The 13,315-nt window shown below is 69.0% G+C and carries 4 protein-coding genes and 1 pseudogene; 4 read left to right on the top strand and 1 reads right to left on the bottom strand.

The window, feature by feature from the left end; genetic code table 11:
- Positions 1-3: 3 nt before the first annotated feature.
- Entirely contained in the window at positions 4-2,388 is a 2,385-nt protein-coding gene (locus tag ACTJKF_RS24440; protein WP_440626840.1) for a patatin-like phospholipase family protein, read from the bottom strand.
- Positions 2,389-2,655: 267 nt separating this feature from the next.
- Between ACTJKF_RS24440 and ACTJKF_RS24435 the strand changes: the two genes are divergently transcribed.
- The 4 genes and pseudogenes from ACTJKF_RS24435 (at position 2,656) to ACTJKF_RS24420 (ending at position 13,018) form a co-directional block, all read left to right on the top strand.
- The gene (locus tag ACTJKF_RS24435) at positions 2,656-3,690 is read left to right on the top strand and encodes a rod shape-determining protein (RefSeq protein WP_440626839.1); all 1,035 of its coding nucleotides are present in this window, start codon (positions 2,656-2,658) and stop codon (positions 3,688-3,690) included.
- Between the two features lie 951 nt (positions 3,691-4,641).
- On the top strand, positions 4,642-10,284 hold the full coding sequence (locus ACTJKF_RS24430; protein WP_440626837.1) for an autotransporter domain-containing protein: 5,643 nt from the start codon (positions 4,642-4,644) through the stop codon (positions 10,282-10,284).
- A 158-nt stretch (positions 10,285-10,442) separates the two neighbouring features.
- Positions 10,443-12,660, top strand: a pseudogene (locus ACTJKF_RS24425) (amylo-alpha-1,6-glucosidase).
- A gap of 106 nt (positions 12,661-12,766) precedes the next feature.
- Entirely contained in the window at positions 12,767-13,018 is a 252-nt protein-coding gene (locus ACTJKF_RS24420; RefSeq protein ID WP_014898674.1) for a hypothetical protein, read from the top strand.
- Positions 13,019-13,315 lie beyond the last annotated feature (297 nt).

Raw genomic sequence — 13,315 nt, 5'->3', positions numbered from 1 at the left:
CCGTCAATACGTGCGGCCGAGCTGCAGGTAGATGTTGCGCCGGCCGCCCGGCGCGAGCGCGACACCCATGTACACGGGGCCGAACGCGGTCGACAGGCTCGTGAAGAACGTATAGCTCTGCTTGAGCGCACCGCCGCCGACCTTCACGCCGCTCGACCACACGTTGCCGACTTCCGCGCTGGCGCCGACCGACAGCGCCTTGATCGGCGACGCGTTGAACGTCATCAGCTGGTTCATGTAGGTCACGTTCCCGTATGCGAGTTCGTTGCCGGTCAGCTGGTCGGCCGCATACGCGGCCAGGTGCTGGAACCCGCCGAGCGTGAAGTTGAACGCGTTGATCAGGTTGGTGCCGCCGATGCTCTTGCCGCCCTCGATCGTCGCGCTGACGCTGTGCCGGCCGAACTGCTGCGCGATCATCGCCTTGCCGTAGAGCTCGGTATAAGGCGTGTTGGACGTCTCGTCGAAGATACCCGCGGACTGGCTGTTGTGCGACCACAGCGAGCGTTCGACACGGAATTCGCCGAAGTAGCCCTTGCGCGGGAACATCGGATCGTCGAGCTGATCGATGACGAGCCGTGCGCGCGCGGTCAGCGCCTGTGACGAGAAGCTCGGCCAGAACAGCGTCGAGGTGCCGTCCTCGACCGGGATCGGCAGGTTGTAGTTCGGCGAGCCGTACCCGGTCGCGTAGCCGATGCCCATCCGGAAGTTGCCGAGCCGCCCGATCGGCAAACCGAAGTCGAGCCCGGCGCGCGTCGTCTGCATCAGGTACTGGTTCAGCTTTACTTCGCCGCTGTCGTCGTAAAGGTTGACGTAGCGGCGCTGATATTCCGCATACGGAGAAATGTAGAGGCCGTAGGCGGCCGGCAACGGCTGGCGCAATTCCACGCGCGCCGACTGCAGGTCGCTGCCGATCGTCGTATCCGCGCGGAACTCGAGGCCCGATTCGGTGAGCCACGGCCGCCGGTAGCCGACGTGCAGGCGGAAGCCGCCCTCGTCGGTCGAACTGCTCGACATGCCGACGCCGAACAGCAGGAAATTCGGCCCCCAGTATTTCTCGCGCGCGTTGATCTCGAGGACGTGATCGTCGCCGTGGCTCACGATCTGTTGCGTCACGCTCTCGAAATTGCCGCCGGTCGTCAGGCCGAGCAGGTCCTGGCTGACGGTCGCCGGATCGTAGGTGTCGCCCGGCTTCACGTGCAGCGCGTCGCTGACGACACGCTTCGGCACGCCGCCGTTCGTCTTGATTTCGATCCGCGTGATGCGGATCGGCAGCGGCAGCGGCTGTGCATGCGCTGACCGGTAGGCCGCGTACTGTTCCGGCGTGAGCGCGAAGTGCTTGAGCCGCGGCAGCGCCGCGGTCGCGGCGGCCGCGCCGGCGGCGATCGCCTGCTTCGCGTTCTGGAAATCGGTGAACGCGAGCGCGCCGAGGTCGGGCGTGAGCAGCACGTCCTGCGCGTCGAGTTGCTTGCGCTGCGCCGTCACGTTCTGGCGGATCAGGATGCCGACCATCTGCTGCATCACGTCGGCGGGCGACGCGAGCGCGTCGAGCGGACGCAGCGGCGAGCCGATGTCGACGGCGATCACGACCTTCGCCCCCATCTGCCGCGCGGTGTCGACGGGCAGGTTGCTGACGAGCCCGCCGTCGACGAGCGCGCGGCCGTTGATCTCGGCCGGCGCGAACAGGCCGGGCATCGCCATGCTCGCGCGGATCGCGAGCGGCAGCGAGCCGTGGTCCAGCACCACCATCTGGCCGGTCTGCAGGTCGGTCGCGACCGCGCGATACGGGATCGGCAGCTGGTCGAACGGCTGGTTGGTCGGCACGGCGGCCGTCCAGTTCGCGAGCAGCGCCTGCAGCCGGTTGCCCTGCACGAGGCCGACCGGTGCCTTCACGCCTTTCTTGCCGAAGCCCAGCGTCAGGCCGTTGATGTACGAGCGCTCGTCCTCGCGGCTGCTTTGCGGCAGGTCCTTGCGCTCGGTCACGTCGAACGCGATGTCGGCCAGGTTCACCTCCGACAGGCGCTTTTGCATCTCGTCGGCGGCCATCCCGCTCGCATACAGGCCGCCGACCACGGCGCCCATGCTGGTACCCGCGACGCAGTCGACCGGGATGCGATTCTCCTCGAGCACCTTCAGCACGCCCAGGTGCGCGTACCCGCGCGCGCCGCCGCCGGACAGCACGAGGCCGATCGACGGCCGGCCGGCCGGGCCGCCGTCGGCGACGCAGGTCGGTGCGGGCCTGGCGGCGGGGGCGGCGGCCGTCGTGGCGGTCGCGGCGGCGGTGTCGGCGGCCGGCAAGGGCTGCGCGGCGACGGTGCAGCACCAGAGCGCAACGAGCGTTGCGCCGAGCGGGCGCACCCCTGGCCAGCGGAGAGAAGCGGTCGCTGTCATGGTGGAATACCTGGCGTGATCGTGCATCGGACGCCTGCCGGGAGCAGGCAAGACCGAGAGATTACCGTGTTTTACAAGCGCAACGCGAGAGGCCGGCGCGTAGCCGCATGTCTGCGAAAATGCGTTTCGGCAATTTCGTCGCGAAAAAATCATCGGAATTGCCTAAAGTATCGGAACGATTTGCCGCTAAGCCCGTGATGGGGCGCCACAGGTGCGCCACGGGATGCGGCCTGGCCGTTTCGGCCCGTTTGTTCAATAAGGCTTGATATGTCGACACCGCTGTTCGGAAAGTTGTTTGCGCAACCCGTTGCGATCGACCCTGGAACGGCGAGTACGCAGATTTATACGCACGAGCGCGGTGTGGTGCTGAACGAGCCGTCGGTTGTCTGCTTTCGCAAGGCGGGTGCGTCCGACGCGCGGCCGACGCTCGAAGCGGTCGGCGAGCGCGCGAAGGCGCTGCTCGGCCGCGAACCGGGGCATCTCGAGGCCGTGCGGCCCATGCGGCACGGCGTGATCGCCGATGCGCACGCGGCCGAGCAGATGATCCGCAGCTTCATCGACATGTCGCGCACGCGTTCGCGCTTCAGCCGCCGCGTCGAGGTCACGCTGTGCGTGCCGTCGGATGCGACGGCGGTCGAGCGCCGCGCGATCCGCGAAGCCGCGTTCGCGGCCGGTGTATCGGACGTCGAACTGATCGAGGAAGCGCTGGCCGCCGGGCTCGGCGCGGGCCTGCCGGTGACCGAGCCGGTCGGCTCGATGGTCGTCGACATCGGCGGCGGGACGACCGAGGTCGCGGTGATCGCGCTCGGCGGCATCGTCTACCGCGAGGCGATCCGCGTCGGCGGCAACCAGTTCGACGCGGCGATCGTCAATCACGTGCGCAACCTGTACGGCGTGCTGCTCGGCGAACAGACGGCCGAGCGCGTGAAGAAGACGATCGGCTCGGCCAGCAGCGCCGTGCCGCGCATGTCGACGCGCGCGATCGGGCGCAGCGTCGAGGACGGCCTGCCGCGCTCGATCGAGCTGTCGAACCATGATGTGGCGGACGCGCTGGCCGCGCCGCTCAAGCAGGTGATCGGCGCGGTGAAGTCGGTGCTGGAAAACGCGCCGGCCGAACTCGTGACCGACATCGCGCATCGCGGCGTGGTGCTGACGGGCGGCGGCGCGCTGCTCGCGGATCTCGAACGCCTGCTGCGCGACGAAACCGGACTGATCGCGCGCATTGCCGACGAGCCGGCCACCTGCGCGGTGCGCGGCGCCGGCGAGGCGATGGGACGGCTCGCGATGTGCCCGGTGGATTGACGCCGGCCGGGCCGGCTCGTCGATCCGGTCTGGAGGTCTTTCGAACCCCGAACCACCGCAGCACGTGCGCGCATGCCGGCGCATCGGCCGTCGCGCGCGTCGATCGTCAGCCAATATGCCCCCCTCGCGTGGGCACACCTCGCGCTCGAGCGGTCGGCTCGCACCCGAACATCTGCGCCGCCGTCCGTACCGCCTCCAGTGGCGCGCTCTCCATTCGAGCGGGCGGACAATGCCCGCATACGCGATTCATGCGCGGCGTATGCGGCATCGATCCCGACGCGCGGCCCGGTCATTCCCGCCAACGCCTTATCTGATCAGCCGGTTTTCTTGACCGGGCGTGCCGCTCGGGATCGATCTGCTTTGCGGCTTGCATTTCCGAATTGGGGCGTCACGTGCGCCGGATTTTGAAAGTGATTTGTGGGATGTTAAAAGATCACCGTCATCAATTCGGCAAATGAAATGGTTTCGGCCATTTTTTCCGACGGTGCCAGTCGGCATTAATATTTCGCCGTGAAAATCAGATCCTGGATTTGATATGAAGTATCGGTACTTATACGGATCCCGCGGCGTCATGTGGTGCCCCGCGGCTTCGAAATGACGGGGAAATCATTTGCCTTGCCGTTCCACGCCTGCATGCGAGTAAAAAATACGTGCCCAAATTGACCTGAATCAGATAATCAAACATCGACTGGAAAACCATGTTTTTTTGATGTAGCCTTGTCTGACAAAAAGCAGGACGGTAATCAAATCAACCAGAAAGTCGCTGCATAAAAAAGAGGGGGCACGGTCATGTCATCCGGTTAGTTTTGCATTCGCAAACGAGAATCGATTAACCCGCAGTTCATCCACGAATAAACCGACGTCGTTCCGCGACTGCCGGCGGGTACGCTTGCGTCCCGGATATTCGGCCGCCGGTCCGATTCAGCGGTCATGCCGATTGAGAGGGGAAGCATGAATATCACGCATTCGAAGAAGAGCGGAGAACCGTTTCCGAAATTCCTTTTGCCGACGGGCGTTTTCCTGGCCTTGTCCGGCGCGGGCATCGTTCCCGCCTATGCGACCTGTACCACGGCAGGCACCACGGTCACCTGCTCAGGCGTCGCGAATCCGCTGGCGCCGAGCTATTCGAACAGCGCCAACAACATCAACGCGACCGTCAACCCCGGCGCGAGCGTCGGCGTGCTGCTCGGCGTGGGCGGCACCGCGATGTCGCTGACCGGCAACAACACCACGTTGACCAACAACGGTACGATCGATCCGTCCGCGCTCGGCTCGGGCCTCGGCGTGCTGTCGAGCGGCGCGGTGATCGGCAACGCGGCGGCGAGCACCACGACCGTGACCAACAACGGCACGATGATGGGCTCGACCGGTGTCGCGATCAGCGGCGTGACGGGCATGGCGCTGTCGGTGCAGAACGGCACGGGCGGCACGTCGACGATCAGCAACACCGGCACGATCGGCTCGACCCCCCTGGTCGGCGCGACGCTGGTCGGCGCGGATGCGCCCGTGGTCGCCGCGTACGGCGGCGGCGCGGTCAACATGACGAACAGCGGGACGATCACCGGCCGCGTGTCGCTCGGGTCGAACGGCACGCCCGGGCAAGGCAACACCTTTACCAACTCGGGCACGATCAACGGCAGCGTGTCGATGGGCGCGAACAGCACCAACACGTTCAACGCCGTGACGGGCTCGTCGGTCAACACGGCCGGCGGCACGGGCGGCGCGTTCAACATCACGGTCGGTCCGGTCACGCTCGGCGTCGCGGCGACCGGCACCGTCGACGGCGGTGCCGGCGGCAACAACACGCTGGTGCTGCAACAAGGCACGTCGGCAAACGGCACCATCGCGGTCAACAACTACATCAACTTCAATCACCTCGACGTCACGAGCGGCAACTGGACGATCAACGGCGCATCGTCCGCGCAGGACGCGACGCTGGCGGGCGGCGTGGCGATCATCGGCGACAACGCGTCGCTTGGCACGGGCACGATCACGGCCACCGGCGGCGCGCTGCAGGCAGGCGCCGCCGGGCTCAACGTCAGCAACAACGTGGATCTGGGCGCGGGCGGGCTGACGGTGCAGGGCGCGACCGGGCTCACGGTGTCGGGCACGGTGACGGGCGGCGGCGCGCTGACGAAGAACGACGGCGGCACGCTGACGCTGACGGGCGCGAACACCTACACGGGCGGCACGAACCTGAATGCCGGCGGCCTCGTGGTCGGCAACAACGGAGCGCTCGGTGCCGGTGCGCTGAACGTCAATGCGTCGGCGACCCTCGATACGAGCACGAGCGTGACGCTCGGCAATGCGGTCAATCTCGCCACGGGCGCGGCACTGACGCTCGGTGGCAGCAATAACCTTGCGCTGGGCGGCACGATCAGCGGCAGCGGCGGACTGGTGAAAAACGGTGCGGCGACGACGACGCTGACCGGGGCGAACACGTACACCGGCGACACGACGATCAACAGCGGCACGCTGGCGCTCGGTGCGGGCGGCAGCCTCTCGGCCACGGGCACGGTCAACCTCGCCGGCGCGGGCGCGACGTTCGACCTGAGCGGCGCATCGGGCGCGCAGACGATCGGTTCGCTCGCCGGCGCGGCCGGCACGAATGTAAACCTCGGCGGCAATTCGCTGACCCTCGACGGCACCGGCAATACGACCTACGCCGGCACGATCGGCGGCGCGGGCGGCGTGACGCTGTCCGGCACCGGCACGCAGGCGCTGACCGGCGCGAATACCTATACGGGCCCCACGAACCTGAACGGCGGCAACCTCGTCGTCGGCGGCAACACGGCGCTGGGCTTCGGCGCGGTGAACGTCAACGGCTCGTCGACGCTCGATGCGACCACCAGCGTGTCGCTCGCCAACGGCATCAACCTCGCCACCGGCACGACGCTCACGCTCGGCGGCAGCACCGCACTCGGGCTGAACGGCACGATCTCCGGCGCGGGCGGGCTCGTGAAGGACGGTGCGGCGACGCTGACGCTGTCCGGCGCGAACAATTACACGGGCGGCACGACGCTGAATGCCGGCGGTCTCGTGCTCGGCAACGGCTCGGCGCTCGGCTCGGGAGCGCTGACCGTCGGCGGCGCGGCGACGCTCGATACGACCGCGAACCTGTCGGTCGCCAACGCGATCGATCTCGGCACCGGCGCGACGCTGACGCTCGGCGGCAGCAACGCGCTTGGGCTGAACGGCGCGATCTCCGGGACGGGCGCGCTCGTGAAGGACGGCGCGGCGACCACGACGCTGACGGGCACGAACACCTACACGGGGGGTACGACGATCAACGCCGGGACGCTGGCGCTCGGCGCGGGCGGCAGCCTCGCGGCGACCGGCGCGATGAATCTCGCGGGCGCAGGCGCGACGCTCGACCTGAGTGCTGCGTCGGGTGCGCAGTCGCTCGGTGCGCTGTCCGGTGTCGCGGGGACGAACATCAACCTGGGCGGCAACGCGCTGACGCTGGGAGGAACGGCAAGCGGCACGTTCAGCGGCGCGATCGGCGGCACCGGCAGCCTGACGCTCGCGGGCACCGGCACGCAGACGCTGAACGGCGCGAGCACCTATACGGGCGGCACGAACCTGAACAGCGGCGGCCTCGTGCTCGGCAACAACGCGGCGCTCGGTACCGGCACGCTGAATGTCGGTGGCACGGCGACGCTCGATACGAATGCGAACCTGTCGGTCGGCAATGCGATCAATGTCGGCACGGGCGCGGCGCTGACGCTCGGCGGCAGCAACGCGCTCGTGCTGGGCGGCACGATCTCCGGTGGGGGCGCGCTCGTGAAGGACGGCGCGGCGACGGTCACGCTGACCGGGGCGAACAGCTACGGCGGCGGCACCACGATCAACGCCGGGACGCTGGCGCTCGGTGCGGGCGGCAGCCTCGCGATGGGCAGCCCGGTGAACCTCGCGGGCACGGGCGCGACGTTCGACCTGAGCGGCGCGTCGGGTGCACAGACGATCGGCACGCTGATTGGCACGGCCGGCACGAACGTGAACCTCGGCGCGAACGGGTTGACGCTGATCGGCACCGGCTACAACACGTTCGGCGGCGTGATCGGCGGCACCGGCAGCCTGACGCTGGTCGGCGGCGGCACGAAGACGCTGACGGGCGCGAACACGTACACGGGCGGCACGACGATCAACAGCGGCAACACGCTGGCGCTCGGCGCGGGCGGCAGCCTCGCATCGACCGGCACGGTGAATCTCGCCGGCACGGGCGCGACGCTCGACCTGAGCGGCGCATCGGGCGCGCAGACGATCGGCGCGCTGCAGGGCGTGGCCGGCACGAACCTGAACCTTGGCGCGAACGCGCTGACGCTGAACGGCAGCGGCAGCAACACGTTCGGCGGTGCGGTTGGCGGCACCGGCGGCCTGACGCTCGCGGGTACCGGTACGCAAACGCTGACGGGCGCGAACACGTACACGGGCGGCACGACGATCAACGGCGGCAGCACGCTGGCGCTCGGCGCGGGCGGCAGCCTTGCGTCGACGGGCGCGGTGAACCTCGCCGGTGCCGGTGCGACGTTCGACGTGAGCGGTGCATCGGGCGCGCAGACGATCGGCGCGCTGTCCGGGGCGGCAGGCAGCACCGTGAACCTCGGCGCGAACGCGCTGGCGCTGAGCGGCAGCGGCAACGGCACGTTCGGCGGGGTCATCGGCGGCACCGGCGGCCTGACGGTCGCCGGCACCGGCATTCAGACGCTGACCGGCAGCAATACGTACACGGGCGGCACGACGATCGCGTCGGGCGGCACGCTGCAGCTCGGCAACGGCGGCACGTCGGGCAGCGTGGCCGGCAATGTCGTCGACAACGGTGCGCTGATCGTCAACCAGTCCGCCAACGTGACGCTCGCGAGCGTGCTGTCCGGCACCGGTTCGCTGACGCAGGCGGGCAGCGGACAACTGACGCTGACGGGCACCAATACGCTGAGCGGTCCGACCACCGTCGCCGCGGGCACGCTCGCCGTCGACGGTTCGCTCGGCCAGTCGCTCGTCACCGTGCAGAACGGCGCGACGCTGACGGGCACTGGCACGGTCGGCGGCGTCGTGGTCCAGGGCGGGGCGATCGCGGCCGCGTCGCAGCCGGGCGCGGCGTTGAACGTCGCGGGTAACGTCACGTTCCAGCCGGGTTCGACGCTGCAGGTCGCGGTCACGCCGCAGCAGAGCGGCAGCATCGCGGCAGGCGGCACGGCGACGCTGAACGGCGGCACCGTGCAGGTGCTCGCGAACCAGGCGAGCTACCAGCCGAGCACGACGTACACGATCCTCAGCGCGTCGTCGGGCGTGCAGGGCACGTTCAGCCAGGTGAGCTCGACCTACGCGTTCCTGATGCCGACGCTCAGTTACGATTCGAACCACGTGTACCTGCAACTGGTCGCGAACGGCACGGCGCTGCCCGATGTCGCGGCGACGCCGAACCAGCGCGCGGTCGCGACCGCGATCGGTGCGCTCGGCGCTGGCAACCCGCTGTATGACACGGTGCTGACGACCGATGCGGCCACCGCGCGCCGGGCCTACGGGATGCTCGACGGCGAACTGCAGGCGAGCCTGAAGAGCATGCTGCTGCTCGACAGCCGCTATGTGCGCGAGGCCGTGACCGATCGCGTGCGCCAGGGCCTCGCGCCCGGATCGGGGCCGCTCGCCGCGCTGTCGTCGGGCGGTGCCGCGCTGTGCGGCGACAACACGGCCGGCGTGACGGACCCGACGCTGCCGCCGGAGCGCCGGATCGGTTCGCGTGAAGGCTGCTACGGCGGCACGCCCTACCAGCCGGTGGTCTGGGGTCAGGCATTCGGCGGCCGCAGCCGGCTCGCCGGCGACAGCAATGCGTCGACGCTCAACCGCAGCATGACGGGCTTCATCGCCGGTGCCGACATGGCGTTCAACGACAAGTGGCGCGGGGGTCTGGCCGCGGGTGTCACGCACAGCTCGCTCGACAACGACCAGAGCGCGTCCGCGTCGGTCAACAGCTACTACCTGTCGTTGTACGGCGGCGCGCAGTATGGCGCGCTCGGCGTGCGCGGCGGCGCGTCGTACACGTGGTACCGGATCAACAGCGACCGCTATCCGGGCTTCGCGGGCTTCTCCGATCACGATTCGGCCGGCTACAACGCGCATTCGGCCCAGGTGTTCGGCGAAGTCGGCTATGCGCTGCCGGTCGGGCCGGTCGCGGTCGAACCGTTCGCGGGGCTGGCCTACGTGAACCTGCATACCGACGGCTATACCGAAAGCGGTGGCGCGGCCGCGCTGCAGGCCGGCGGGCAGACCAGCCACATCGGGTTTTCGACCCTCGGCCTGCGCGCCGCGTCGCAGCTCGGCACGATCGCGAGCGGCACCTTCACCGCGCGCGGGACCGTCGGCTGGCGGCACGCGTTCGGCAACGTGCGGCCGTCGTCGGCGTTCACGTTCGCGAATGGCGGCACGTCGTTCCAGGTGTCGGGCGTGCCGATGGCGCGCGACAGCGCGGTGCTCGAGGCGGGCATCGACGCGACCATCACGAAACGCCTGACGCTCGGCCTCACGTTCAGCGGCCAGTACGGCAGCGGTGTGCGCGACAACGCGGTGCTCGGCAACATCCTGTGGAAGTTCTGACCGGCGCGTGAGCTGCGCATGCGCGCGGCGCCCTGCGACGATCGATGAGGTCGCAGGGCGCCGCGTCGCGTCATCGCTGCGCGCGCCCCCCGTTCTGGCCTATCCTGTGCGAAACACGCGACGCGCGCCGCGCGTTGCGCCTCGACACAGGAGCATCGATGCCGAATCACGCCGAAGCCACCACGACGCAGGCGCCGCAAGCCGCGCCGGTCCCCCCGACGCACGCGTCGGGCCCCGCCTTCATCGCGCCCGAAGCCGATCCGCAGGCACTCGCGCGCAACAACCAGTACGTGCTCAAATCCGGCGACGCGTTCGTGGTCAGCGACGCGCTCGGCGACATCGGCGGTCACGACGACGGCCTGTTCGTCGACGACATGCGCGTGCTGTCGACCTGGCGCCTGACCTTCGGCGGCCGCGCGCCGTCGCTGCTGTCGGGCGCGACGAGCGCGGACAACGCGTCGTTCACCGCGCACCTGACGAACCGCCCGCTGCCGCCGCTCGGCGGCCACGAGACGCCCGAGGGCGTGATCCACATCGAACGGATGCGCGTGCTCGCGGGCGACGTGCTGTACGAAGCGCTGACGCTGACGAACTACGGCGCGAGCGAGGCCGAGGTGCCGCTGTCACTGTCGTTCGCGGCGGATTTCAAGGACATGTTCGAAGTGCGCGGCACGCAGCGCCCGACGCGCGGCACGGTGGTCGCGCCGCGCGTCGATGAAGGCGCGGTGCGGCTGCGCTACGACGGCCTCGACAAGGTCGAGCGCAACGTGACCGTGCATTTTTCGCCGGCGCCCGATGCGCTGTCGGTCGATCGTGCCGATTATCGGCTGACGATCGCCGCGCAGGCGTGCGTGTCGATCTACCTGACCGTCGACGCGACGCTGGGGCCCGCGCATGGCGGCGCAGGCCCGGGATGCGGCCGCGTCGCGCTGCGCACCGCGCTCGTCGGCGTGCATCGCGAGATGCGTTCGCGCCGCGAGTCGATGGCGCGCGTGAACACCGGCAACCCGCTGTTCGACGCGTGGCTCGACCGCTCGCTCGCGGATCTCGGCTTGCTCACGACGCAACTCGATACCGGGCCGTATCCGTATGCGGGCATTCCGTGGTTCTCGACACCGTTCGGCCGCGACGCGGTGATCACGTCGCTGCAGATGCTGTGGCTGCAGCCGTCGCTCGCGCGCGGCGTGCTGCGTTTTCTCGCGGCGCACCAGGCGCGCGAGACGTCCGCGTTCCGCGATGCGGAGCCGGGCAAGATCATGCACGAATTCCGCCGCAGCGAGATGGCGGCGACGGGCGAGGTGCCGTTCGCGCTGTACTACGGCGGCGTCGACACGACGCCGCTGTTCATCGTGCTCGCGGGCGCGTACGTCGAACACACCGGCGACGAGGCGTTGATCGACGAACTGTGGCCCGCGCTCGAGCGCGCCGCGCAATGGGTGACCGACAAGTGCGACCGCAATCCGTACGGACTGCTCGATTATCAGCGCACGTCGGAGCGCGGTCTCGCGAACCAGGGCTGGAAGGACAGTCACGATTCGGTGTTCCACGCGGACGGCCGCTTCCCCGACGGGCCGATCGCGCTCGTCGAAGTGCAGGCGTATGCCTGTGCGGCGCTCGATGCGATGGCGATGTGTTCGCACCGGCGCGGCCACGCGGCCGACGCGACGCGCTATGCGCTGCGCGCGAAGACGTTGCGCGACCAGGTCGAAGCGCTGTTCTGGATGCCGGAGGGCCAGTTCTACGGGATCGCGCTCGACGGGCACGGCGACCTGTGCCGCGTGTTCGCGTCGAACGCGGGCCATCTGCTCGCATTCGGGCTGCCCGACGCGGAGCGCGGCACGGCCGTCGCCGGCGTGCTCGGCTCGACGCTGTTCCAGACGGGCTGGGGGATCCGCACGCTCGCGNCCGCGCTTCAACCCGATGGCCTATCACAACGGCTCGGTGTGGCCGCACGACAATGCGCTGATCGCGCGCGGGCTGGCGCGCTACGGCGACAAGACGGCCGCGGTGAATCTGCTGCGCGCGTTGTTCGAAGCCGCCGTGAGCTTCGAGATGCGGTTGCCGGAGCTGTTCTGCGGGTTCCCGCGCCGGCGCGGCGAACCGCCGACGGCCTACCCGGTCGCATGCCTGCCGCAGGCGTGGGCGGCCGGCGCGCCATTCATGATGCTGCAGGCCTGTCTCGGCGTGAGTGTCGACGCGGCGCGTCACGAGGTGCGCGTCGAGCGCCCGGCGCTACCCGAAGGCGTCGACTGGCTGCGTATCGACGAACTGCGGGTCGGCGACGAAACCGTGTCGCTGACGTTCCGCCGCGTCGACGGCCAGGTGGTCGCGGCGGCGGAACAGCCGGGGCGCGTGAAGGTGGTCGCGGTGCTGTAACGCATGCGGTGTGCCGTTGCGCGGACGTTGCGCGATGTCGCGCCATGTTCGCGCGCACCGGCATAGAATCGTGTATGACCCTTGGACGAAGGCGGAGGCACCTACGATGACGACCGACAACCGGCCCGACGACCGCGAGCAGAAGCTCGAGAATCTGGAAGCGGCGGTCGACCACCTGCACAAGTCGATCGAGTCGCAGAGCATCGCGGCTGGCGCGGCGAAAGGGATCCTGTTCAGCCTGATCGAAACGCTCGGCGCGCTGATCGGCGATCCCGACCTGCCCGAACACGCGCGCTCGGGCTACGAGGCGCTGCGCGACAAGGCGAGCGAACTGCGCGGCGGGCTCGACCGGCATTGATGAACGGCAGCGCTTGCGCTGGCCGCGCGGCCCGCGCCGGTGCTGCCCGATCCTGAGCGACGCGCGCAAAACCCAGCGCGTTCAATGAGTTAGCGGGCTGGTGCGCAGGATATCCACACGCTTGCCAACACAATCTGTGGAGAACCGGCCGAGCCCTGCGCCAGCCACGTGAGGCAGGCCGCGAGGCTGCCGACGGGCGCCGCAGCTGCCGCGTCGTTGACCTGTCGGGCCCGATCTACTGAATCCCCTTTTGTATCAGGATGTTACGCGTCACATTGGTGGAATATCCACAGGCTT

It is taken from the genome of Burkholderia sp. 22313 (genome assembly GCF_052045245.1).
Taxonomy (GTDB): Bacteria; Pseudomonadota; Gammaproteobacteria; order Burkholderiales; family Burkholderiaceae; genus Burkholderia.
The sequence above is the reverse complement of the archived record's forward strand: the minus strand, read 5'-3'. Positions and strand labels throughout refer to the sequence as shown.